The organism is Hydrogenophaga sedimenti (assembly GCF_051857515.1).
Lineage (GTDB): Bacteria > Pseudomonadota > Gammaproteobacteria > Burkholderiales > Burkholderiaceae_C > Hydrogenophaga.
The window spans coordinates 188,478-210,039 of the sequence record NZ_JBPZHA010000001.1 but is presented as its reverse complement, the minus strand read 5'-3'; the positions used below and the strand labels follow the sequence as shown (position 1 = coordinate 210,039).

The window sequence follows — 21,562 nt, the reverse complement described above, 5'->3', positions numbered from 1 at the left end:
TCAGAAACTTTCCCAGTCGCCTTCGGCGCTGCCGCTGGCCACGGTCTGGGGCTTGGGGATGTGCGCCGACGCGACCGGCAGCGGCCGGGGTTCGGCGGCGACGGGTCTGGGGGCCGGCGGGCGTGGCGCGGGCAGCGGCGCGCTGGCGGCCCTGGCGGGCGCGGCGCGCACCGGCGACGGAGCGGACTTCGACAGGGCGACCGGGGCCGTGCCGTCGATGCGGAACACCTGGACCACCTGCGACAGGCGCGTGGCCTGGTCTTTCAGGCTCTCGGCCGCGGCCGCGCTCTCTTCGACCAGCGCGGCGTTCTGCTGCGTCATCTGGTCCAGCTGCGTGACCGCCACATTGACCTGACCGATGCCGTCGCTCTGTTCGCCCGAGGCGGCCGTGATCTCGCCGATGATGTCGGTCACGCGCTGCACGCTGGCGACGATCTCTCCCATGGTCTGGCCGGCGTCGCCCACCAGGCGGCTGCCTTCCTCGACCTTGTCGACGCTGCTGCCGATCAGGCCCTTGATCTCGCGCGCGGCCTCGGCGCTGCGTTGTGCCAGGTTGCGCACCTCGGCAGCCACCACCGCGAAGCCGCGGCCCTGTTCACCCGCCCGCGCAGCTTCCACCGCGGCGTTGAGCGCCAGGATGTTGGTCTGGAACGCGATGCCGTCGATGGTGCCGATGATGTCGCTGATCTTCTTGGACGAGTGGTTGATCTCTTCCATGGTGTGGACCACCTGGTTCACCACCTGGCCACCGCGCACCGCAATCTCCGAAGCGCTGGCGGCGAGCTGGTTGGCCTGGCGCGCGGCGTCGGCGCTCTGGCGCACGGTGCTGGTCAGTTCTTCCATGCTGGCGGCCGTCTGCTGCAGGCTGCTGGCGGTCTGTTCGGTGCGGGCGGACAAGTCCTGGTTGCCCGAGGCGATCTGGGCGCTGGCGGTGCCGATGTTGTCGCTGGCGCTGCGCACCTGGGCCACGGTCCTGAGCAGCGAGTCCTTCATCGCGGCGAGCGCCTTGAGCAGTTCGCCCAGCTCGTCGTCGCGGTCGGTGTCGACCCGCTGGGTGAGGTCGCCGGCGGCCACGCTGCGCGCCACCTTCGAGGCCTGTTCCAGCGCCCCCGCCACCTTGCGCAGCGCCAGCCAGGACAGCGTGACCACCACCGCCGCCGCCAGCACGGACAGCAAGCTGAACAGCCAGTGGTTGCGCTGCGCGGCCGCGCCCTGCGCGGTGGCGTCCGCCGAGGCGTGCGACATCAGGGCAGCGCCCGTCTTGTTCAGGGTGTCGGTCAGGCGCCGGTAGGTGTCATCCGCGCCCTGCATGGCGGCGACCCCGGTGTTGGGATCGACCGACGCCAGATCGACGGCAGAGTCCGCGCTCTTGACGTACTGGTCGAGCTGGGCGCGCGAATCCACCAGGGCCTTGCGGATGTCCGTGCCTTCGGGCTCCTGGGCGATCTGTTTGTCCAGCGTGCCTTTCAGGGTGGCGATGCGGGCCTGCAGGTCCTTGCGCCGGCCCTCGATGGCCGCTTCATCGAGCGAACCGATGATGGTCATCATGCGGTAGACGTCGACGTGCACGCCGTTGACGCCCCCCTGCAGCGTGGTCAGCGTCCCCACTTCTTCCATGTGTTCCCGGAAGGCCTCGCTGCCCGACTGGCTGGCCCGGCTGAGCAGGAAGGAATCCACCTGACCGACGGCCAGGACGGCCAGCGCGGTGATCACCGGCGCGAGAAGGAGCTTGTGACCCAGTTTCATGGGGAATCCCAACGAGAAAAGTGAACAGGACGGGCAGGGGGCGGCGCGGATTACTTGTAGATGCCGCCGCAGACGACGGTCTCGTCCAGCTTCTCGCAATACATCGACTTGGGCTCGACCTTCTTGCTTTCGGGGTTGGTGAACTTGTAGTCCTGCCAGAAGCTGGCCTTGGTCTTGGCCATCTCGACGCGCTCCTTGACGAAGGGCTTGCCGTCGATGTCCTTGAGGTCGATCAGGTTCTTGCCGATCATCTTTTCGTTGGCGCCGTGGGCGAACACCGTGCCGTCCAGGCCGTAGACCACGAGGTACAGGTCTTCCTTCTTGAACTGGCTGGTCTTGCTGCTGATTTCGGCGTAGCCCTTGTCCTTGCCGTTGGCCTTGATGAAGGCCACCCCTTTCTTGACCATCGCGGTCGCGTCGTCGGGCTTGGCGTCGGCCAGGGCGTGGAACGAAGCGCCCAGCAGGGCGGCGGCGGCGCAGACAGAGATCAGTGGGCGGGTCAGGTTCATGGGAGTGCTCCGGGGGGTGGGGGTTGAAATGGGGGAAGGGGGGAGACAGGTGCTCGGCACCGGGTCACTGCAGGCTCTGCGAGCCGGGATCGATCAGGCCCATGTCGGCGCTGCTCATCAGCGCCTCGATGTCCATCAGGATCAGCATGCGTTCGCCCACGCTGGCGATGCCCGTGATGAAGCTCACGTCCATCGTGGTGTTCATCTCCGGCGCCGGCTTGATCAGGTCGCTGGCCAGCTCCATCACGTCCGAGACCGAGTCCACCACCGCACCCACCACGCGACCGTGCACGTTCAGCACGATCACCACCGTGAAACCGTTGTATTCCACCTTCTCGCAGCCCAGCTTGATGCGCAGGTCCACCACCGGCACGATCACCCCGCGCAGGTTCACCACGCCCTTGATGAACGAGGGCGCGTTGGCAATGCGCGTGGGCTCTTCGTACGAGCGGATCTCCTGCACCCGCAGGATGTCGATGCCGTATTCCTCCGCGCCCAGGCGGAAGGTGAGGAATTCGCTGGCGCTGGCCGCCGCAAGAGCGCCCGACGAGCGGTTCTGGTCCGGGCGGCCGAGGCCTCCGCTGCCGTGTTGCATGTCCATGTTGTCTCTTCCTAAAAAGCCAGAGGGGGGTGTATGGACTATCGGCCGAACCGTCTCAACCTGAAGCAGGAAAAAGAGGCTGAAACCCGCCGCAGAAGCCGCGGTACGGCGCGATCAGCGCACAAAAAAGCCGCCCGAAGGCGGCTCTGTGCGTGGTTGCCGTCCGGGGACGGCTGCGCATCACTGCAGGCTCTGTGAGCCGGGGTCGATCAGGCCCATGTCGGCACTGCTCATCAGCGCCTCGATGTCCATCAGGATCAGCATGCGTTCGCCCACGCTGGCGATGCCCGTGATGAAGCCCGTGTCCATCGTGGTGTTCATCTCCGGCGCCGGCTTGATCAGGTCACTGGCCAGCTCCATCACGTCCGAGACCGAGTCCACCACCGCGCCCACCACCCGGCCGTGCACGTTCAGCACGATCACCACCGTGAAACCGTTGTATTCCACCTTCTCGCAGCCCAGCTTGATGCGCAGGTCCACCACCGGCACGATCACCCCGCGCAGGTTCACCACGCCCTTGATGAAGTGCGGGGCGTTCGCAATGCGCGTGGGCTCCTCGTAGGAGCGGATCTCCTGCACCCGCAGAATGTCGATGCCGTACTCCTCCGCGCCCAGGCGGAAGGTGAGGAATTCGCTGGCGCTGGCCGCCGCAAGAGCGCCCGACGAGCGGGCCTGGTCCGGACGGCCGAAACCGGCCTTGTTGTGTTGCATGTCCATGGTGCTGTCCTGGGTGAATAAGGGTTTCAGAAGCTTTCCCACTCGTCGTTGCCGCCGGCACCGGTGACCGGCACCGGTTTGGGGGCGGGCAACGGGGCGGCGGCGGCCGGTTTCACCGGCTTGAGCGGAGCGGGCGCCACGGCCGCCCGGACCACGGGAGCGGGCAGGCCTGGCCGGGCGGCGGCGGGCCGGTGGGCCACCGGGGCGGTGGCCGTGGTGGCGTGGTGGCTGAGGCGGAACGCCGAGACGGCGCGCACCAGCTGCTCGGCCTGCTGGCTGAGGCTGGCGGCGGCCGAGGCGCTCTCTTCGACCAGCGCCGCGTTCTGCTGCGTCGCCTGGTCCATGTTGCTCACGGCTTCGCTGACCTGACCCACGCCCGCGTTCTGCTCCACGCTGGCGCTGCTGATCTCGCCCACGATGTCGGTCACGCGCTGGATCGACTGCACCACTTCCTGCATCGTGCTGCCGGCCTGATCGACCAGGGCGGAGCCCTGCTCGACCCGCTCCACGCTGGCGTTGATCAGGCCCTTGATTTCCTTGGCCGCCTCGGCGCTGCGCTGCGCCAGGTTGCGCACCTCGCCGGCCACCACCGCGAAGCCGCGGCCCTGCTCGCCGGCACGGGCTGCTTCCACCGCGGCGTTCAGCGCCAGGATGTTGGTCTGGAACGCGATGCCGTCGATGGTGCCGATGATGTCGCTGATCTTGCGGCTGCTGTCGTTGATGTCCTTCATGGTTTGCACCACCTGGTTGACCACGTTGCCACCCTGCACCGCCACGCTGCTGGCGCTCTGGGCCAGCTGACTGGCCGTGCGGGCGTTGTCGGCGTTCTGCTGCGCGGTCGAACCCATCTCTTCCATCGAAGCCGAGGTCTCTTCCAGCGCCGAGGCCTGCTGCTCGGTGCGGCTGGACAGGTCCTGGTTGCCCTGGGCAATCTGGGCGCTGGCCGTGGCCACGCCTTCGGCGCCCTGGCGCACATCGGTCACCACGCGCAGCAGCGACTGCTGCATGACCTGCATCGCCCCCAGCAGGTCCCCCGTTTCGTCCCGGCGCGTGACGGTGATGGTCTGCGTCAGGTCGCCGTCGGCGATGTGCTTGACCAGGTCCACCGCCTGGGCCAGCGGCCGGGTGATCGAGCGGGTGATCAGCCAGGCCAGCACCACGCCCAGCGCCAGCACCACGGCCAGGAAGCCGCCGATGAGCAGGCGCGTCAGTGCGTAGACCTCGTCACCGTGCTTGCTGGCGACCGAAGCCCCATCGTTGTTGAGCTTGATGATGGCGTCGAGGGCGTCCGAGGCCTCGTCCAGCGCCTTGCGCGAAGTGCCGTCCATCACCGCAAAGGCCTGGTCGGTGCTGTTGTTGCGCGAGAGCTTCAGCACCTGTTCGTGTTCGACCAGAAAGGCCGCCAAGGCCGTCTGGAAGCGCTCGAACTGCTTGCGCTCCTCGGGCGAAGAGATCAGTTTTTCATAGGTCTTGATTTCGGCGTTCAGCGCGTCGCCGGTTCTCTTGAGGTCCTTGTCGGCCTCGTCCTTGTCCTGGTCGGCCTTGGACATGACGTGGTCGAACTCGTAGACGCGGTAGTCGGAAAGCAAGGTGTTGATCACGCCGGCCGAGCGCACGCTGGGAAGCCAGTTGTCGTCGATCTCGCCCGCCGCGTCGTTCAGCGCGGACATGCGGTTGATGCCCAGCAGGCCAAACGCCAGGGTGAGCGTCAGCACCAGGCCGAAGGCAGCGGCCAGTCGCCCGCCGATGCGCAGTTGGAAGTGGTTCATGGGTCTCTCTCTGCTCGTGGGGGATGGGGTGGCCGCAAAGGCTCAGTGGTGGGTGCCCAGCTTGAACACGCTGACCGCCTGCACCAGGTGCTGCGCCTGCTGCTGCAGGCTGGCGGCAGCCGCCGCGCTCTGCTCGACCAGCGCCGCGTTCTGCTGGGTGGACTGGTCCATCTGCGTCACCGCGTCGCTCACCAGGCCGACCCCGGCGTTCTGCTCGTTGCTGGCGCTGCTGATCTCGCCCACGATGTCGGTCACGCGCTGGATCGATTGCACGATCTCCTGCATGGTCGAGCCAGCCTGGTCGACCAGCGCCGTGCCTTGTTCGACCCGCTCGACGCTGGCGTTGATCAGGCCCTTGATTTCCTTGGCCGCTTCGGCGCTGCGCTGCGCCAGGCTGCGCACCTCGCCGGCCACCACCGCAAAGCCCCGGCCCTGCTCACCGGCGCGCGCGGCCTCGACCGCGGCGTTGAGCGCCAGGATGTTGGTCTGGAACGCGATGCCGTCGATCACGCCGATGATGTCGTTGATCTTGCGGCTGCTTTCGTTGATGTCCTTCATGGTCTGCACCACCTGGCCGACCACCTCGCCGCCCTGGACCGCCACACCGCTGGCGCTGGCGGCCAGCTGGCTGGCGGTGCGCGCGTTGTCCGCGTTCTGGCGCGCGGTCGACCCGAGCTGCTCCATGGACGAGGAGGTCTGCTCCAGCGCCGAGGCCTGCTGCTCGGTGCGGCCCGACAGGTCGGCGTTGCCCTGCGCGATTTCGGCGCTGGCGGTGGACACGCTGTTGGCCCCCTGGCGCACATCGGCCACCACGCGGGAGAGGGCGGACTGCATGTCGTTGAGCGCGATCAGCAGCGGCGAGAACTCGTCGCTGCCGACGTCGGTGCGCGATCCGGTCAGGTCACCGTCGCGCACCCGCTCGGCCACCGCCTGGGACACCGAGACACGGCGGCGCAGCGAGCGCCCGACCCAGACCGAAAAGCCCATCATGGTCAACACGATGCTGCCCACGATCACCATCAGCGCGGTCGAGGTGGTGGTGGTCCGGCCTTCGATCTCCTGGATCTCGCCGGTCAGGGCACCTTCCTGGTATTTCACCCCTTCGTCCAGCAGCTTGAGCAGGTCGTTGCGGGCCGGAATCGTGTGGTCCACGAGGAAGGCGAACGCCTCATCCTTTTTGCCAGCCTTGATCAGCTGCACATTGGCCTCACCCACCGTCCAGAACTTCGCCAGCACCGGCGGAATGGCGGCGTACTGGGCCTTGCCCTTTTCCGAGAACAGCAGCTTCTCGTAGCGGGAAGAGGTGTCGACGATGTGGGCGCGCTTGACCTGGATGTCGGCCAGCGCCGCGTCCCGCTCTTCGGGCGTGCGCGCCAGGATGGCGTGGCGCAGCTGCAGCGACACGCGGGTGATCGCGAGTTCGACATCGGCCATCGCTTCGAGCTGCGGCACGCGCACCGACTCGGTCCGTTTGGCCAGGTCGGTGACCGTGCGCAGGTTGACAAAGGCAAACGCCGCTGCCGCCGCGAGGGCGATCGACACGCCGATGTTCAGCGCCAGAAGCCGGGCCGAAATACCAAAGCTGAAGTTCTTGACCATGGGTTTCCTATGGATCTTTGAGTGGCACGCACGCGTGCGGTCAGGGCCCACCGACAGGAAACGGAGCGGGCCTTTCCGCACTATCGGCGTTTCCATCCGACTCTGAAGCCGGAAATTGCCGCGCCTTCGGGGCGCAAATGAGTGCTTTGGCATGACCGCCGGACGCCGGAGGGGACGTCGCGCAGGCATCGGCGGCCCGCGCCGGGCTCTGTTACAACGGCAGCATGGACTTGCAGACCGCCCTCACGCCGACCCCCGCCATCGACAGCGACCATCCAGCCGTGCGCGCCTTCGCCGCGCAGCACGCGCACGGGACTTCCGACCGCGAGCGCGCGGTCTCGCTCTATCTCGCGGTGCGCGACGGCCTGCGCTACGACCCCTACCGCATCGACCTGTCACCCCGGGGCATGCGGGCCAGCACCGCGCTGGCACAGGGTCACGGCTGGTGCGTGCCCAAGGCGGTGCTGCTGGCGGCGGTGGCGCGCGCGGCCGGCATCCCGGCGCGGCTGGGCTTTGCCGACGTGCGCAACCACCTCTCGACCGAGCGCCTGCGCCAGACCATGAAGACCGACGTCTTTGTCTGGCACGGCTACACCGCGCTCTGGCTCGACGGCGCCTGGCGCAAGGCGACGCCGGCCTTCAACCTGTCGCTGTGCGAGAAGTTCGGCCTGCTGCCGCTGGAATTCGACGGCGTGCACGACTCGCTCTACCACCCGTTCGACCAAGCGGGGCAGCGGCACATGGAATACGTGAACGAGCGCGGGCAGTTCGACGATCTGCCGCTGGAGGCGATCCGCGCCAGCTTCGCCGAGGTCTACCCGTTCTGGACGCCCGAGGCGGGCGACGCCGACTTCGCGCGCGACGCCCAGCAGGAAAACCCGCGCTGAACGATGCCGTGCCGGCTGGCCGGCCGGCGGATCAGCTGGAGAACTTGAACACCGCGGTGCTGGCCAGCAGGTTGGGCAGCCAGCGGACTTCCCGGCCTTCCTGCAGGCCGAAGCCGTCGTCCAGGGTCAGGCCGCAGCTGCGCGCCAGCACCTCGAAGTCGGCGAAGGTGCCGACGCGGATGTTGGGCGTGTCGTACCACTGGTAGGGCAGGCGCTTGGTGACCGGCATGCGGCCTTGCAGCACCGCCAGCCGGTTCGGCCAGTGGGCGAAGTTGGGGAACGCCACGATGCCGATGCGGCCCACACGCGCGGTCTCGCGCAACATGGTCTCGGCATTGCGCAGGTGCTGCAGCGTGTCGATCTGCAGCACCACGTCGAAGGCGTTGTCGCCGAACATGTTCAGCCCGTCTTCGAGGTTGAGCTGCAGCACGTTGACGCCGCGGCGGATGCAGGCATGCACCTTGGCGTCGTCGATCTCGACACCGTAGCCGACGCACTGGCGGGTCTTCTGCAGGTGCGCCAGCAGCGCGCCGTCGCCGCAGCCCAAGTCGAGCACGCGCGAACCGGGCGGCACAAGGCGGGCAATGGATTCCAGCAACAGGTGGTCGCTCATTGCACACCTCCGGCCACGGTCTGTTCGAAATAGGTCCGCACCGCCGCGTGGTAGCGCGGGTCGTCGAGCAGGAAGGCGTCGTGCCCGTGCGGGGCGTCGATCTCGGCATAGCTCACATCGCGCCGGTTCTCCAGCAGGGCCTTGACGATCTCGCGGCTGCGCGCGGGCGAGAAACGCCAGTCGGTGGTGAAACTCACCAGCAGGAACCTGGCCTTGGCACGCGCCAGCGCGGCACTCAGGTTGCCGTCGTGTTCGCGTGCCGGGTCGAAATAATCCAGCGCGCGGGTGATCAGCAGATAGGTGTTGGCGTCGAAGTACTCGCTGAACTTGTCACCCTGGTAGCGCAGGTAGCTCTCGATCTGGAACTCCACATCCTGAGTGGAGTAGCGGTAGGCCAGTTCGGCGGCGGCAGACGGGTCCTCGCCGTCGGCCGAACGCAAGGTTCGACCGAACTTCTCGTTCATCACATCGTCGCTCAGATAGGTGATGTGGCCGATCATGCGGGCGATGCGCAGGCCGCGGCGCGGCAACGTGCCTTCGCGCAGGTAGTGGCCGCCGTGGAAGTCCGGATCGGTCACGATGGCGCGGCGTGCCACCTCGTTGAAGGCGATGTTCTCGGCCGTGAGGTTGGGCGCGCTGGCCACCACCACGGCGTGGCGCACGCGGTCGGGGTATTGCAGCGTCCAGCTCAGGGTCTGCATGCCACCCAGGCTGCCGCCCATGACCGCTGCCAGCGTCTGGATGCCCAGCGCGTCCAGCAGCCGGGCCTGTGCCTCGACCCAGTCTTCCACCGTCACCACCGGAAAGTCGGCCCCCCAGGGCTGGCCGGTGGCCGGGTTGGTATGGGTCGGGCCGGTGCTGCCAAAGCAGGAACCGAGGTTGTTGACGCCGATCACGAACCAGCGGTCGGTGTCGACCGCCTTGCCCGGACCGATCATGTTGTGCCACCAGCCTTCGCTGCGGGCCTGCGGCTGGCCGTGGTCGTCGGCGTGCCAGCCGGCCACGTGGTGGCTGGCGTTGAGCGCGTGGCAGATCAGGACCGCGTTGGAGCGGTCGGCATTGAGCGTGCCGTAGGTTTCATAAACCAGCTCATAGGCTGGCAGGACCGCGCCGCTCCTGAGCGGCAGGGGCTCGTCGAAGCGATGGGTTCGTGGCGTGACGATCACGGTGGTACACCTCGGGGCGGGCAAGGCCCCAAAAACAGAAATCCCGGTGCCGCAAGGTGCGAGACCGGGAGTCCCCCCTTTAGCGGTATTTGTAAAGCGCCCGCAATCCGGACAAATCGGCGCTGGGGCACAGTATAGAGGGAAGCCGCTGGCGGGAAACCGGGAAACGGCGGCCCGCAACGGTCATTCCCAGTGTTGCTAATGCGCACCGCCGCGCAGGAAGGCTTGACGCCTCCCCAAAAAAGTCACTCGCAATCTGGCAAACGGCGCATAATGAACCGGCAGGCGTCCAGAACGCCTGCAAATCAAGTGATCGGTTGGTTTCGCGTGCTACAGGTTTGTTTGCTGCCGGGGCTCCATCGCTATTTTTCTCAGTGTCACTAGGAGTCCCAACCATGGGCAACAAACTGTATGTGGGCAACCTGCCCTACACCGTGCGCGACGAAGACCTGCAACAGTCTTTCAGCGCCTTCGGCTCTGTCAACAGCGCCAAGGTCATGATGGAGCGCGACACCGGTCGTTCCAAGGGTTTCGGCTTTGTCGAAATGGGCAGCGATGCAGAAGCACAAGCCGCCATTTCCGGCATGAACGGCCAGTCCCTGGGCGGTCGCAGCCTGGTGGTCAACGAAGCCCGTCCGATGGAACCCCGTCCCCCCCGCACCGGCGGTGGTGGCTTCGGTGGTGGCCGTCGTGAAGGCGGTTTCGGCGGCGGCGGTGGCAGCGACGGCGGTTTCCGCAGCCCCTACGGCAACGGCGGTCGTCGCGAAGGCGGCGGCGGTCGCGGCGGCTACTAAGCCCTTGCCCGCTCTGGTCCGGCTTTGCAGCCGGACACCAAAAAGCCCCTCTCCGAGGGGCTTTTGCTTTGGTGCCGAGCGACAAACGCCGGTCGCGGGTCAGGTGGCGCGGCCTTCGCCCTGCCGGTGTTTGCGTGGCCGGCCCGCCAGCAGCCTGTCGTACAGCGGGTTGGGCAGCAGACGCAGCAACTTGGCCACCACGCCCATCTGCCAGGGAATGACGCGGTAGCTGGTGCCCACCACGATGGCCTCGAAAGCGCGCGCCGCGAACGCCTCCGGGGTCATGAGAAAGGGCATCCTGTACCGGTTCTGCCGGGTCAACGGCGTGTCGACATAACCGGGCAACAGGGTCACCACACGCACCCCGCTGCTGCGCAACTCGCCCCGCAGGCTCTCGCAGTACGCCACGACCGCCGCCTTGCTCGCGCAATAGGCCCCGTGCCCGGGCAAGCCCCGGATCGCGGCCACGCTGGCAATGCCCACCAGCCGGCCGGAGCCCCGCACGCACATGGCCTCGACGAAAGGATGGAAGGTGGCGGCCAGCCCGGTGTTGTTGGTCGCCAGGGTCCTGGCCAGCACGTCGAGGTCGCCCCGCTCGGCCGTGTCCATGCCGATGCTCACACCCGCATTGGCCACCACCACGTCCGGCACGCCCATCTCCGAAAGGCAGCGCTGACCGGCCGCCACGATGCTGTCGATGTCGGCCACGTCGGCGCGGTAGACCCGACAACGCTGTGCATCCCAGCCCTGGGCATCGGCCCAGGCCTGCAGTTCCTCATTGCGGCGCGCCACCAGAGCCAGGCGCCAGCCGGCCTGCGCAAAACGCAGCGCCAGCGCCTGTCCGATGCCGCTGGAGGCGCCGGTGACGAACAGCAGGGGCGCGGTCGCACTCATGGGCGTGGTGCGAACGCGGCCTTGACCCGCCCGGTGAGCTCGGCCACGCGGGCATCGCCGTGGTAGTCGAGCGTGTCGGCGGTGATCTGGTCCTGCCCGCGCACCAGCACCACCGGCTTCTCGGACGAAATGTGTTCCGGATCGGTGACCACGCGCAACTGCTCACCGTGGAATTCGATCCGCGGCAGCAGTTCGCCGTGCAGCCCGCGGCTGGCCTGACGCACGACCGCCGCGTCGCCTTCGAGCAGGAATTCGGTCCCGGCGTCGTTGCTGGTGATCTGGCGCGCGGTGGCGGTGGACAGCTGCCGCTGCGGCCCGAACGAACGGATGCGCGCCGCATCCACCACCATGGTGCCGGTGTCGGGGTGGTGGCGGGCCTCGGAGCCATAGAGCTCGGTCTTGAGCGCACCACCGGGCTCGAACACCTTGACCGAGAAACGGCGCATGAAATAGTCCGGCTCGTGCGTGACCTCGGGCGCCGGACCCGGTGTCTCAGGCTCGGGCGTGGCGCGCAGCAGCCAGTAGGACGCCAGGGCCATCAACAGCATCAGCAACACCGGCAGGTAGATGGACAGGCGGTCCCACCAGCGCGCGAGGCGGCGGCGCAGGCCTTGCCGCGACGCGGGGGTGTCCATCGCAACCGCCATGTTCACCGTGCGGCCTCCGCCAGCTGGGCCGCATACACCCCCTGCGCCACCAGCAGCAGGTCACACAGTTCGCGCACGGCCCCGGCGCCAGGCAGGGCACGGGTCACATGGTGCGCCACCGCCAGCACTTCCGGGTGCGCCGACGGCGGCACGCAGGCCAGCGCCGCGCGCCGCAGCATCGGCAGGTCCGGCCAGTCGTCGCCCATGGCCGCCGCCTGCGACCAGTCCAGTCCCAGTTCGGCGAGGATGGCTTCGGCGGCGGGCCGCTTGTCTTCGGTGCCGAAGCGCGTGTGGGCCACACCCAGTGCGCCCAGACGCGCCCGCAGGGCCAGTGAGTCGCGCCCGCTCACCACGGCCGGTGTGATGCCGGCGCGCTGCAGCTGCTTGATGCCGTGCCCGTCCAGCGTGTGGAACCGTTTGAGGGTCTCGCCGCCTTCACTGAAATAGAGCCCGCCATCGGTCAGCACCCCGTCGACGTCGAAAAACACGACGCGCACCGGCTGCGCCCGCAGCAACAGCTCGGGGTCGAAGTTCAGCGCAGGGCGCAGGGGCGGCAGATCGGCAGACATGGGGCAATCGTAACGGGTGGTCAGATGACTTTCGCCCGCATCAGGTCGTTGCTGTTGAGAGCGCCCACGAGCGCGCCGGTTCCGTCGACCACCAGCACACTGGTGATCCGGCTGGCCTCCATCAGGTCGGCCGCCTCGACCGCCAGCGCCTCGGCGCTCACGGTGCGCGGGTTGGCATGCATCACTTCCTGGGCGCCGAGGGCGCGCAGGTCGGTGCTGCTGCCGGATTTCTCGATCAGCCGGCGCAGGTCGCCGTCGGTGAACACGCCCAGCACCCGCCGGTCTTCATCGACCACGGCGCTCATGCCCAGTCCCTTGGCGCTCATCTCCCGCATCAGTTCCATCAGCGAAGCGCCCCGGCCCACGCAGGGCACGCCGTCACCGCTGCGCATCACGTCGCTGACGTGCGTCAGCAGCTTGCGGCCCAGCGAACCGCCCGGGTGGGAGCGCGCGAAGTCGTCGGCCTTGAAGCCCCGCGCGTCCAGCAGGGCCACCGCCAGCGCGTCGCCCAGCGCCAGCTGCGCGGTGGTGCTCGCGGTGGGCGCCAGGTTGTGCGGGCAGGCTTCCTTGGCCACGGCGGTATCGAGCACCACATCGGCGTGGCGCGCCAGGGTCGAATCGGGGCGACCGGTGAACGCGATCAGCGGCACGCCCATGCGCTTGATCAGCGGCAGGATCGCGCTGAGCTCGTCGCTCTCGCCGCTGTTGCTGATGCCCAGCACGATGTCGACGGGCGTGATCATGCCCAGGTCGCCGTGGCTGGCTTCGGCCGGGTGCACGAACATGGCCGGCGTGCCGGTCGAGGCCAGGGTGGCCGCCAGCTTGCGGCCGATGTGACCGCTCTTGCCCATGCCGGTGACGACCACACGGCCCTTGCAGCCCAGCAGGCAATGCACCGCCTCGGTGAAGCGTTCGTCCAGGCGCCCGGCCAGCGCCGTCACCGCCTCGGCCTCGATCTGCAGCGTCTCGCGCGCCATGGCGAGCACGCGAGCGGTCTCGAAAGGAATTGCCTTGCTCATCCCGGGATTATCGCCGTCGGCCTGCACGGCATGCATTCGCACAGCCGCGCAACCTGGGGGCTGCCATTACCATCGAACCATGAATTCGCTGGACATCACGCTGCTCTACCTGCTGGCCGCCGTGCTTGGTGTGGTGGGTTGCCGCATGCTCAAGCTGCCGCCGATGCTGGGCTACCTGGTGGTCGGTGTGCTGATCGGCCCGAACGCGCTGGCGCTGGCCCACGACTCGGCCGGCCTGCGTCACCTGGCCGAGTTCGGTGTGGTGTTCCTGATGTTCGTGATCGGGCTGGAGTTCAGCCTGCCCAAGCTGCGCGCCATGCGCCGCCACGTGTTCGGGCTGGGCCTTTCGCAGGTGGTGCTCACGGTCACGCTGACCACGCTGGCGTCGCTGGCCCTGGGCTGGGTGCTGCCGCGCTGGTGGAAGGTGGAATGGCAGATGGCGCTGGCCCTGGGAGGCATCATGGCCATGAGCAGCACCGCGATCGTCGTCAAGATGGTGGCCGAGCGGCTGGAGCTGGAGTCCGAGCACGGCAAGCGGGTGGTCGGCATCCTGCTGTTCCAGGATCTGGCCGTGGTGCCGCTGCTGGTGCTGATCCCGGCGCTGGGTTCTCCCCCGGACGAGCTGTTCAAGGCGCTGGGCGTGGCGATGCTCAAGGCCGCGGTGCTGCTGGGCATCCTGCTGACGGGCGGCCAGCGCCTGATGCGCTGGTGGCTGACCCTGGTCGCGCGGCGCAAGAGCGACGAGCTGTTCATGCTCAACCTGCTGCTGATCACGCTGGGCCTGGCCTGGCTGACGGAGCACGCGGGGCTGTCGCTGGCGCTGGGCGCCTTCGTGGCGGGCATGCTGATCTCGGAGACGGAATACAAGCACCAGGTGGAAACCGACATCCGGCCCTTCCACGATGTGTTGCTGGGCCTGTTCTTCATCACCATCGGCATGATGCTGGACTGGCGCCTGGTGATCGAGCGCTGGCCGCTGGTGTTGCTGCTGCTCACCCTGTCGCTGGCCTTCAAGGTCGCCATGATCACCGGCCTGACGCGCGCCTTCGGTGCCCCCATGGGCACCGCGCTGCGCACCGGCCTGTACCTGTGCCAGGCGGGCGAGTTCGGTCTGGTGCTGCTGACGCTGGCCGGTCAGCATGAGCTGGTGCCGCCGGCGCTGTTCAACCCGGTGCTGGCCTCGATGGTGATCTCGATGCTGGCCACGCCGTTCATCGTCCTGTATTCGAACGACGTCGTGACCCGCGTGGTCGGCAGCGACTGGCTGATGCAGTCGGTGCAGATGACCAGCATCGCGCGCAAGTCGATCAATGCCGACAAGCACGTGATCATCTGTGGCTACGGGCGCTGCGGCCAGAACCTGGCGCGGCTGCTGGAAGCCGAGGGCATTCCCTACATGGCGCTGGACCTCGACCCAGACCGCGTGCGCCAGGCCGCCGCCGCCGGGCATTCGGTGGTGTTCGGCGACGCGGCCCGGCTGCAGGCCCTGATGGCGGCCGGCCTGCACCGCGCCAGCGCCGTGGTCATCACGTACATCGAGGTTGCCAGCGCGCTCAAGGTGCTGCACCACGCGCACGAACACGCGCCTCAGGTGCCGGTGGTGGTGCGCACCATCGACGACCTGGACGATGCCAAGCTGCGCGCCGCCGGCGCGACCGAGGTGGTGCCCGAGGCGATCGAAGCCAGCCTGATGCTGGCCAGCCATGCGCTGGCGCTGGTGGGGGTGCCGATGCGGCGCGTGATCCGCGTGGTGCAGGACCAGCGCGATGCGCGCTACAACCTGCTCAAGGGCTATTTCCACGGCGCCGACGACGACAGCGTGGAGGAGGCAGAGAACGAACGGCTGTCGACGGTGACGATCCCGCCGGGCGGACGCAAGGTGGGACGCACGCTGGGCAGCGTCGCGCTCGACGCCATGGGGGTGCGCGTGGCCAGCCTGCGCCGCGCCAACGGCCGCAACGCGCCGTTCGACGACGACACCGTGCTCGAAGGCGGCGACACCCTGGTGCTCAGCGGCAAGGCGCCGGCGCTGGCGCTGGCCGAAGGCAAGCTGCTGGGCGGCTGAGCGCCGGACACCGTGGCCTGGCGCAGATAATCCGCGCATGGACACCAACGCCTACCTCCGGTCTCACATCCGCACCGTTCCCGACTGGCCCGCACCGGGCGTGCAGTTCCGCGACATCACGCCGCTGCTGCAGGACCCCAAGGTCTTCCGGGTGCTGATCGACACCTTCGTGCACCGCTACATGGACCCGGCGCTCAAGCCGACCGTGGTCGCCGGCCTGGACGCGCGCGGTTTCATCATCGGCTCGGTGCTGGCCTATGAGCTGGGCGTGGGCTTCGTGCCGATCCGCAAGAAGGGCAAGCTGCCGTTCACCACGGTGGAAGAAACTTACGAGCTGGAATACGGCAGCGCCACGGTCGAGCTGCACACCGATGCGGTGAAAGCGGGTGATCGCGTGCTGCTGATCGACGACCTGATCGCCACCGGCGGCACCATGATGGCCGGGCGGCGGCTGCTGGAAAAGCTGGGGGCCGAAGTCACGGAGGGCGCGGCGATCGTCGATCTGCCCGAGCTGGGCGGCTCAGAGAAACTGCGCGGCTCCGGACTGCCCCTGTTCACCCTGGTGCATTTCGCCGGCCACTGACCAGCGCTGCACCGGTCTGCTCAGAGCTTGCCGTACTGGGTTTCGCTCAGTTCGGAGAAACCGCTGTGGACGTCGGCCTCGTTCTTCTGGCGTTCGGCGGCGGGAGACTCCATGCGGTGCACCGGCAGCGCCGGCGACTGGAGCGCCTGGCGAAAGGCGGCCACTTCATCGTCTGCCAGCGGCTGCACCCGCCCGACCGGCACTTCGGCAACCGGCGCCACCGGCACCGCAGCCTCGCGGCGGGTCTGCGCCGCCACCGACGCCTTGAGCGCGATGCCACGCTGGTCGTGCACCGCCTCGCGCCGCCAGTAGACCGCCTGCACCGTCATCGAATGGCGCGAACGGGCGCTGCCCTGGATCCAGCGCTCGATTTCCAGCAGGTATTCGTCGGGCATGACGTTGGCCGGCAGAGACAGGCTGATCAGCACGAGAAAGCCGTCACCGGTCGAGTCCAGCGCCAGCACCTTGAACTCGTAGCTGGACGAGAGCACGCCAGCGCGGATCAGCGACTCGCGCACCACCGAATACAGCTGCTCCCGCCGCAGGATGCGGCGGCCGCGGCGCGGTGAAATCAGCGGCAGCGTGGTCTGACCGAACGAGCGACGGGGTTTGGCCCGGTTGCCGTTGGTCGCGGAGTCGGTTTTCTTGGCTTGCAGCCAGCGAAGCAGTGACATGCGCGCAGTATGCCTTCAGTCAGAAATTTGGGAACCGCAAATTGACCGGTTTTGTCTGCCAAAACAACCGTTTGACGGACGAACCACAGATCTCAAGTCACCGCCATCCGCTTGGGCCGGTGGTACATGCGCCGCGCCATCACCGCCGACATGGCCACGCACAGGTCCAGGGCGATCGCCGGATGCCGCTGCGACAGTTCGCGAAAGCGCAGCGGGGTCAGGCACCAGAGCCGGCTGTGGCTGCCCGCCATCACCGAAGCGCTGCGCGGCAGATGACTGAAAAACGCGCCCTCGCCCAGCAGCGAGCCGGCATTCACCATGGCGATGCGCATGCGTTCCTTGTGGTCTTCGTAGTGCACGGTCAGGCTGCCGCTCTCGACAAAGTAGACCGTCCGGTCCTTCACGCCCTGTTCGATCAGCGTCTGTCCCTGTCCCAGTGACACCGGTTGCAGGTAGTCCCCCAGCACGCTCCACTGCGCATCCGTCAGGTTCAGGGGCACGGCGTCGAGCGCACTGCTCGAACGCATGGCCTGGGCCAGGTCCATGACATCAAAGCGCGCGGCGGCGGGCAGGGCGGCGTTCATGGACGGACCTTACGGCCTGCCCCCCTGCCGCACAAGCGGCGCTAACCTCTGCTTACATCTGCGGTCCGGACGGTGCGCCAGAGCGCATCAGCGGCGCCGCCAGTCACTTTCCGATACAGAATCGCGAGAAGATTTCGCCCAGCAGGTCGTCGGCGCTGAACTCGCCGGTGATCTCGCCCAGCGCCTGCTGCGCGAGCCGCAGTTCCTCGGCCAGCAGATCCAGGTGGTCGGCTTGCCCGGCCAGCAAGGCGTCGGCCTGCGACAGGTGTTCCCCCACCCGGCGCAGTGCCTGCAGGTGCCGCTCCCGCGCCATGAACAGACCGTCGCCCGCGTGCTGCCAGCCGGCCAGCGCCAGCAGCCGCTGGCGCAGGGTCTCCAGCCCTTCGCCCTGCTTGGCAGAAATCGCCAGACCACCGTCGGCCAGCGAGGCGTCGAGCGCAGCGCGCGCGCCCTCGATGCACTGGTCGAGCTTGTTCCAGACCTGCAGCACGGTCACCCCGGCGGGCAGGCTCACCGCGATGGCGGCATCGGCGGCCTGGTAGTCCGGACGGTCGCAACGCGAGAGGTCGTGCAGGAACAGCACGGCATCGGCCTGCCGGATCTGACCCCAGGCACGCTCGATGCCGATCTTTTCCACCTCGTCCACGTCGGCGCCTTCGCGCAGTCCGGCGGTGTCGATCACGTGCAGCGGCACGCCCTCGATCTGGATGGTCTGCTGCACCACGTCGCGCGTGGTGCCAGCGATCGGCGTGACGATGGCCAGCTCGGCGCCGGCCAGGGCGTTGAGCAGCGAGCTCTTGCCGGCGTTGGGCTGTCCCGCAATCACCACGTTCAGGCCGTCGCGCAGCAGGGCGCCCTGGCGCGCCTCGCCCAGCACCGCCGCATGGCCGTCGCGCAGACGCCTGAGCTGCCCGGCGGCGTCGGCTTTCTGCAGGAAGTCGATTTCTTCCTCGGGAAAATCCAGCGTCGCTTCGACCAGCATGCGCAGGTGGATCAGGGCGTCGCGCAGCGTGTGGATGCGGCCGGAGAACACCCCCGCCAGCGAGCGGCTGGCGCTGCGTGCGGCGGCCTCGGTGCTGGCATCGATCAGGTCGGCGACCGCCTCGGCCTGGGCCAGGTCCAGCTTGTCGTTGAGAAAGGCCCGCTCGGTGAATTCGCCCGCGCGCGCCGGACGCAGGCCACGCAGCAGCGGCTGACCGTGTTCTCCGACAACCTGCGCCACCTCCAGACAGCGTGCCAGCAGCAACTGCAGCACCACCGGCCCGCCGTGGCCCTGCAGTTCCAGCACGTCTTCGCCGGTGTAGGAATGCGGCCCCGGAAACCACAGCGCCAGGCCATGGTCGATGGGCTGGCTCGCCGCATCGGGAAACGGCAGGTAGGTCGCCTCGCGCGGCTTGAGCGAGCGGCCGAGCAAGGCCTGCACGAACGGCGCCAGCCCCTGGCCCGACACCCGCACGATGCCCACCGCTCCACGACCGGGCGCGGTGGCGATGGCGGCGATGGGGTCACGGGAAGCGGCAAGCATGGTCGGATTCTGCGGCAAGGGGTTTCAGAAACAGCAAGGGCCTGCAAATGCAGGCCCTTGCTGAGAGAGTGGCCGCCACCAAGAATGCGGCGGAACCGGCTTTGCTGGGCCGCTCGCATTGTTCCCCCGGGGGGGGGAAGCCGCGCAGCGGCGCAGGGGGGCGGTTTCTGGGGTTATTTCTTAAAGAGCGTCAGCGGGTTCGTGATCTTCAGCGGCACGCCCATCCGGTGGTTGATGAAAGCCTGCTGCAGGATGGTCAGCGTGTTGTTGGTGATCCAGTACAGCACCAGGCCGGCCGGGAAGGCGAAGAACATGACCGAGAACATCAGCGGCATGATCCACATCATCTTGGCCTGCATCGGATCGGGCGGCAGCGGGTTCAGGGCGGTCTGCACGATGGTGGTGAGCGTCATCACGACCGGCAGGATGTACAGCGGGTCCTTGGTCGAGAGGTCGTGGATCCAGCCGATCCAGGGCGCGTTGCGCATCTCGACCGACGACAGCAGCACCCAGTACAGCGCGATGAACACGGGAATCTGGATCAGGATCGGGAAGCAGCCACCCAGCGGGTTGACCTTCTCCTCGCGGTAGATCTTCATCATCTCCTGCTGCATCAGCTGGGGATTGCTCTTGAGGCGCTCGCGCATCTCGGTGATGCGCGGGTTGATCGCCTTCATCTTGGCCATCGAGCGGTAGGCGCTGGCGTTGAGCCAGTAGAACGCGGCCTTGAGCAGCACCACCAGCAGCACGATGGACCAGCCCCAGTTGGACACGAAGCCGTGGATCTTCGACAGCAGCATGTACAGCGGCTTGGCGATGATGGTCAGCCAGCCGTAGTCCTTGACCAGCTCCAGGCCGGGGGTCGTGACTTCGAGCACGTGCTCGTCCTGCGGACCGACGAACAGGCGCGCATCGATCTTCTGGCTCTGGCCCGGGGCCACCGCCGGCAGCGTCGTGATGGCACCGACGGAATACAGGCTGTCGACCTTGCGCACGAAGTTCTCGCGCGCAGCGCCGTCGGCCAGGATCCAGGCCGAGGCGAAGTAGTGCTGCACCATGGCCACGTAGCCATTGGCGGCGGTCTTCTCGATGTCGACCTTGCCGTCATCGATCTTCTTGAACTCGACCTTCTGGTACTTCTGGGCCGGGGTGTAGACCGCCGGACCGGTGAAGGTGGAATAGAAGGGCGTCTGGCTGTCGGTCGTGTTGCCGTCGCGCACCAGCTGCACATACAGCTGCGGCGTCACGGGCGCGGCGCCGGTGTTCACCACCTCGTGGCTGACGCCGATGGTGTAGCTGCCGCGTTGCAGCGTGTAGGTCTTGACCAGCTTGACGCCGCCGACGTCGGCCGATTCGAACTTCACCTGCAGCTCGTTCTGGCCATCGGCCAGCGCCGTCGGACCCGACACCAGGGTCATGGGCGTCTTGTGCGTCGGGTAGCTGCCGCCGATCAGGCCGGTCTGCGCAACGTAGATGTGCTTGTCGTTCTGGGCCAGCAGCTCGATGGGCGCCGTGCCCAGTTCCTTGCTGGCGTGTTTGAGCAGCGTGGCGCCGATCAGCGACCCACCTTCGCTGTTGAAGCTCAGCTTGAAGACGTCGGTGGTGACTTCATGGCGCACGGCCGCAGGCGCGGGCACGCCGGCCGCGGGCTGTCCAGCGGCAGCCGCCGTGGTGGCTGGCGCGGCGGCACTGGCGGCGGGCACGGTCGTGGCCGGCGCGGAGCTCTTGGCCGCCGGAGCAGTCACGGAGGACGACGGGAAGAAGGTCGGTGCCTTGCCGTTGTGGATCTGCCATTTGTCCCAGATCAGGACCATCGAAAAACCAAAAACCACCCAGAGGATGGAACGGCGGATGTCGTTCATGACGGGTTCTTCTTTTCTGAGGAAACAGGAATCAGGTGAGAGAACAGCGACGGCGCCACCTCGGGCACCGGGTCGCAACCACCCTCGCACCACGGGCCACAACGGCCAATGCGGCGCAGCATCAGGTAGCCACCGGCGAGCGCCCCGTGGCGCTGCAAGGCTCCCAGCGCGTACACCGAGCAGGTCGGCTCGAAGCGGCAGCTGCCGCCCAGCCAGGGACTGAGCACCAGTCGGTAGCCCTTGACCAGCCCGATCAGGGCCTGGCGCGGCCAGTCGCTCAGCATGCGGCCACCTCCGGCGTGGTTCGCGCGGTGACCCGGCCCAGCAACTGGACCAGTTCGGCGCGCACCGCCTGCTTGAGAACGTCGGACGTGGCGCTCACGAACTGCTTGCGGCTGAACTCGCTGCGAAGACGCACCACCAGAGCCGCCTGAGGCAAACCATCGGCGGCGGCGCGGGCGGCTTCGTAAGTCTGGCGGCGGATGGCGTTGCGCGTGACGGCGCGACGTGCCCAGCGCTTGGGCAGCACCACCCCGATCCAGGTGTCCTGGGCCGGGAAAAGCAAACGGCCCTGCTCCGGAGCCGGCAAAGCCAGACGGTGCAGGGCGAAATGAGGTGTCTTGGCCACGATGGCGCCCGCCATGACGGCCTGGAACTGGATCCGGGTCCGGATGCGTTGCATCAGACGACCGGGGTCACAGGCGCGCTGGAGTGCGTGGGCCCGGCTGACATGCGCAGC

Annotated in this window: 22 protein-coding genes and 1 riboswitch; of the genes, 4 read left to right on the top strand and 18 right to left on the bottom strand. The window is 67.8% G+C overall.

The annotated features are described in order from the left end of the window. The 6 genes from ACS5NL_RS01035 to ACS5NL_RS01010 all read right to left on the bottom strand — a co-directional run bounded on the left by ACS5NL_RS01035 (position 1) and on the right by ACS5NL_RS01010 (position 6,941). Complete coding sequence (locus ACS5NL_RS01035) at positions 1 to 1,746, bottom strand: methyl-accepting chemotaxis protein (RefSeq protein WP_439351707.1); 1,746 nt, start codon at positions 1,744 to 1,746, stop codon at positions 1 to 3. Positions 1,747 to 1,796: 50 nt separating this feature from the next. Beyond that, entirely contained in the window at positions 1,797 to 2,255 is a 459-nt protein-coding gene (locus ACS5NL_RS01030; RefSeq protein WP_439351706.1) for a cache domain-containing protein, read from the bottom strand. Positions 2,256 to 2,319: 64 nt separating this feature from the next. Next, complete coding sequence (locus tag ACS5NL_RS01025; RefSeq protein ID WP_439351705.1) at positions 2,320 to 2,856, bottom strand: chemotaxis protein CheW; 537 nt, start codon at positions 2,854 to 2,856, stop codon at positions 2,320 to 2,322. Between the two features lie 180 nt (positions 2,857 to 3,036). After that, on the bottom strand, positions 3,037 to 3,573 hold the full coding sequence (locus tag ACS5NL_RS01020; protein WP_439351704.1) for a chemotaxis protein CheW: 537 nt from the start codon (positions 3,571 to 3,573) through the stop codon (positions 3,037 to 3,039). A gap of 26 nt (positions 3,574 to 3,599) precedes the next feature. Continuing rightward, entirely contained in the window at positions 3,600 to 5,342 is a 1,743-nt protein-coding gene (locus ACS5NL_RS01015; RefSeq protein ID WP_439351703.1) for a methyl-accepting chemotaxis protein, read from the bottom strand. Positions 5,343 to 5,384: 42 nt separating this feature from the next. Beyond that, positions 5,385 to 6,941 carry a methyl-accepting chemotaxis protein gene (locus ACS5NL_RS01010; protein WP_439351702.1) on the bottom strand — a complete coding sequence of 519 codons (1,557 nt, stop codon included), beginning with the start codon at positions 6,939 to 6,941 and terminating at the stop codon, positions 5,385 to 5,387. 224 nt (positions 6,942 to 7,165) lie between these two features. Here ACS5NL_RS01010 and ACS5NL_RS01005 point away from each other — a divergent pair, with 224 nt between their 5' ends. Next, positions 7,166 to 7,828 carry a transglutaminase domain-containing protein gene (locus ACS5NL_RS01005; protein ID WP_439351701.1) on the top strand — a complete coding sequence of 221 codons (663 nt, stop codon included), beginning with the start codon at positions 7,166 to 7,168 and terminating at the stop codon, positions 7,826 to 7,828. A 31-nt stretch (positions 7,829 to 7,859) separates the two neighbouring features. On the opposite strand, the gene metW is transcribed toward ACS5NL_RS01005, so the two are convergent. Then, a complete protein-coding gene (metW, locus tag ACS5NL_RS01000; RefSeq protein WP_439351700.1) occupies positions 7,860 to 8,441 on the bottom strand; it encodes a methionine biosynthesis protein MetW in 582 nt (193 codons plus the stop codon). After that, positions 8,438 to 9,607 carry a homoserine O-succinyltransferase MetX gene (metX, locus tag ACS5NL_RS00995; RefSeq protein WP_439351699.1) on the bottom strand — a complete coding sequence of 390 codons (1,170 nt, stop codon included), beginning with the start codon at positions 9,605 to 9,607 and terminating at the stop codon, positions 8,438 to 8,440. Before metX ends, metW begins: the two co-directional genes overlap by 4 nt. A 62-nt stretch (positions 9,608 to 9,669) precedes the next feature. After that, positions 9,670 to 9,740, bottom strand: a riboswitch (SAM riboswitch). Positions 9,741 to 10,002: 262 nt separating this feature from the next. Here metX and rbp point away from each other — a divergent pair. Then, positions 10,003 to 10,401 (top strand): RNA-binding regulator, encoded by a 399-nt coding sequence (gene rbp, locus ACS5NL_RS00990; protein WP_439351698.1) that lies wholly within the window; start codon positions 10,003 to 10,005, stop codon positions 10,399 to 10,401. A 99-nt stretch (positions 10,402 to 10,500) separates the two neighbouring features. Here the strand turns inward: rbp and ACS5NL_RS00985 are convergent, their stop codons facing one another. From ACS5NL_RS00985 to ACS5NL_RS00970, 4 genes are read right to left on the bottom strand one after another with little or no spacing between them, the layout of a single operon-like run. After that, the gene (locus ACS5NL_RS00985) at positions 10,501 to 11,295 is read right to left on the bottom strand and encodes an SDR family oxidoreductase (protein ID WP_439351697.1); all 795 of its coding nucleotides are present in this window, start codon (positions 11,293 to 11,295) and stop codon (positions 10,501 to 10,503) included. Next, entirely contained in the window at positions 11,292 to 11,942 is a 651-nt protein-coding gene (gene lptC, locus ACS5NL_RS00980; protein ID WP_439352033.1) for an LPS export ABC transporter periplasmic protein LptC, read from the bottom strand. Before lptC ends, ACS5NL_RS00985 begins: the two co-directional genes overlap by 4 nt. Positions 11,943 to 11,944: 2 nt before the next feature. After that, positions 11,945 to 12,511, bottom strand: coding sequence for a KdsC family phosphatase (locus ACS5NL_RS00975; protein WP_439351696.1), 567 nt, complete (start codon positions 12,509 to 12,511; stop codon positions 11,945 to 11,947). A gap of 20 nt (positions 12,512 to 12,531) precedes the next feature. After that, complete coding sequence (locus ACS5NL_RS00970) at positions 12,532 to 13,530, bottom strand: KpsF/GutQ family sugar-phosphate isomerase (RefSeq protein ID WP_439351695.1); 999 nt, start codon at positions 13,528 to 13,530, stop codon at positions 12,532 to 12,534. Positions 13,531 to 13,609: 79 nt separating this feature from the next. On the opposite strand from ACS5NL_RS00970, the gene ACS5NL_RS00965 reads away from it, so the two are divergent. Both ACS5NL_RS00965 and ACS5NL_RS00960 read left to right on the top strand, forming a co-directional pair. Continuing rightward, positions 13,610 to 15,595 (top strand): monovalent cation:proton antiporter family protein, encoded by a 1,986-nt coding sequence (locus ACS5NL_RS00965; RefSeq protein ID WP_439351694.1) that lies wholly within the window; start codon positions 13,610 to 13,612, stop codon positions 15,593 to 15,595. Positions 15,596 to 15,632: 37 nt separating this feature from the next. Further along, on the top strand, positions 15,633 to 16,178 hold the full coding sequence (locus ACS5NL_RS00960; RefSeq protein ID WP_439351693.1) for an adenine phosphoribosyltransferase: 546 nt from the start codon (positions 15,633 to 15,635) through the stop codon (positions 16,176 to 16,178). Between the two features lie 20 nt (positions 16,179 to 16,198). Here ACS5NL_RS00960 and ACS5NL_RS00955 read toward each other — a convergent pair whose 3' ends face one another. From ACS5NL_RS00955 to ACS5NL_RS00930, 6 genes are all read right to left on the bottom strand, one after another. Further along, positions 16,199 to 16,852: a hypothetical protein gene (locus ACS5NL_RS00955; protein WP_439351692.1), complete on the bottom strand. Its 654-nt coding sequence runs from the start codon at positions 16,850 to 16,852 to the stop codon at positions 16,199 to 16,201. Between the two features lie 92 nt (positions 16,853 to 16,944). After that, entirely contained in the window at positions 16,945 to 17,436 is a 492-nt protein-coding gene (locus tag ACS5NL_RS00950; protein WP_439351691.1) for a Crp/Fnr family transcriptional regulator, read from the bottom strand. A 103-nt stretch (positions 17,437 to 17,539) separates the two neighbouring features. Beyond that, on the bottom strand, positions 17,540 to 18,961 hold the full coding sequence (gene mnmE, locus ACS5NL_RS00945; protein ID WP_439351690.1) for a tRNA uridine-5-carboxymethylaminomethyl(34) synthesis GTPase MnmE: 1,422 nt from the start codon (positions 18,959 to 18,961) through the stop codon (positions 17,540 to 17,542). 173 nt (positions 18,962 to 19,134) lie between these two features. Then, positions 19,135 to 20,823 (bottom strand): membrane protein insertase YidC, encoded by a 1,689-nt coding sequence (gene yidC, locus ACS5NL_RS00940; protein WP_439351689.1) that lies wholly within the window; start codon positions 20,821 to 20,823, stop codon positions 19,135 to 19,137. Next, positions 20,820 to 21,107 (bottom strand): membrane protein insertion efficiency factor YidD, encoded by a 288-nt coding sequence (yidD, locus tag ACS5NL_RS00935; RefSeq protein WP_439351688.1) that lies wholly within the window; start codon positions 21,105 to 21,107, stop codon positions 20,820 to 20,822. Before yidD ends, yidC begins: the two co-directional genes overlap by 4 nt. Next, positions 21,101 to 21,505 (bottom strand): ribonuclease P protein component, encoded by a 405-nt coding sequence (locus ACS5NL_RS00930; protein ID WP_439351687.1) that lies wholly within the window; start codon positions 21,503 to 21,505, stop codon positions 21,101 to 21,103. Before ACS5NL_RS00930 ends, yidD begins: the two co-directional genes overlap by 7 nt. Positions 21,506 to 21,562: the final 57 nt, after the last annotated feature.

What these genes read in the sequence shown, in the direction of transcription:
- yidC (WP_439351689.1), bottom strand. Translation starts at nt 20,823, where the DNA reads ATGAACGACATCCGCCGTTCCATCCTCTGGGTGGTTTTTGGTTTTTCG.
- ACS5NL_RS01005 (WP_439351701.1), top strand. Translation starts at nt 7,166, where the DNA reads ATGGACTTGCAGACCGCCCTCACGCCGACCCCCGCCATCGACAGCGAC.
- ACS5NL_RS00965 (WP_439351694.1), top strand. Translation starts at nt 13,610, where the DNA reads ATGAATTCGCTGGACATCACGCTGCTCTACCTGCTGGCCGCCGTGCTT.
- metW (WP_439351700.1), bottom strand. Translation starts at nt 8,441, where the DNA reads ATGAGCGACCACCTGTTGCTGGAATCCATTGCCCGCCTTGTGCCGCCC.
- ACS5NL_RS01015 (WP_439351703.1), bottom strand. Translation starts at nt 5,342, where the DNA reads ATGAACCACTTCCAACTGCGCATCGGCGGGCGACTGGCCGCTGCCTTC.
- ACS5NL_RS00970 (WP_439351695.1), bottom strand. Translation starts at nt 13,530, where the DNA reads ATGAGCAAGGCAATTCCTTTCGAGACCGCTCGCGTGCTCGCCATGGCG.
- ACS5NL_RS01020 (WP_439351704.1), bottom strand. Translation starts at nt 3,573, where the DNA reads ATGGACATGCAACACAACAAGGCCGGTTTCGGCCGTCCGGACCAGGCC.
- ACS5NL_RS00955 (WP_439351692.1), bottom strand. Translation starts at nt 16,852, where the DNA reads ATGTCACTGCTTCGCTGGCTGCAAGCCAAGAAAACCGACTCCGCGACC.
- ACS5NL_RS00960 (WP_439351693.1), top strand. Translation starts at nt 15,633, where the DNA reads ATGGACACCAACGCCTACCTCCGGTCTCACATCCGCACCGTTCCCGAC.
- mnmE (WP_439351690.1), bottom strand. Translation starts at nt 18,961, where the DNA reads ATGCTTGCCGCTTCCCGTGACCCCATCGCCGCCATCGCCACCGCGCCC.
- lptC (WP_439352033.1), bottom strand. Translation starts at nt 11,942, where the DNA reads ATGGCGGTTGCGATGGACACCCCCGCGTCGCGGCAAGGCCTGCGCCGC.
- rbp (WP_439351698.1), top strand. Translation starts at nt 10,003, where the DNA reads ATGGGCAACAAACTGTATGTGGGCAACCTGCCCTACACCGTGCGCGAC.
- ACS5NL_RS01010 (WP_439351702.1), bottom strand. Translation starts at nt 6,941, where the DNA reads ATGGTCAAGAACTTCAGCTTTGGTATTTCGGCCCGGCTTCTGGCGCTG.
- ACS5NL_RS00985 (WP_439351697.1), bottom strand. Translation starts at nt 11,295, where the DNA reads ATGAGTGCGACCGCGCCCCTGCTGTTCGTCACCGGCGCCTCCAGCGGC.
- ACS5NL_RS00930 (WP_439351687.1), bottom strand. Translation starts at nt 21,505, where the DNA reads ATGCAACGCATCCGGACCCGGATCCAGTTCCAGGCCGTCATGGCGGGC.
- ACS5NL_RS01035 (WP_439351707.1), bottom strand. Translation starts at nt 1,746, where the DNA reads ATGAAACTGGGTCACAAGCTCCTTCTCGCGCCGGTGATCACCGCGCTG.
- ACS5NL_RS01030 (WP_439351706.1), bottom strand. Translation starts at nt 2,255, where the DNA reads ATGAACCTGACCCGCCCACTGATCTCTGTCTGCGCCGCCGCCGCCCTG.
- ACS5NL_RS01025 (WP_439351705.1), bottom strand. Translation starts at nt 2,856, where the DNA reads ATGGACATGCAACACGGCAGCGGAGGCCTCGGCCGCCCGGACCAGAAC.
- yidD (WP_439351688.1), bottom strand. Translation starts at nt 21,107, where the DNA reads ATGCTGAGCGACTGGCCGCGCCAGGCCCTGATCGGGCTGGTCAAGGGC.
- ACS5NL_RS00950 (WP_439351691.1), bottom strand. Translation starts at nt 17,436, where the DNA reads ATGAACGCCGCCCTGCCCGCCGCCGCGCGCTTTGATGTCATGGACCTG.
- ACS5NL_RS00975 (WP_439351696.1), bottom strand. Translation starts at nt 12,511, where the DNA reads ATGTCTGCCGATCTGCCGCCCCTGCGCCCTGCGCTGAACTTCGACCCC.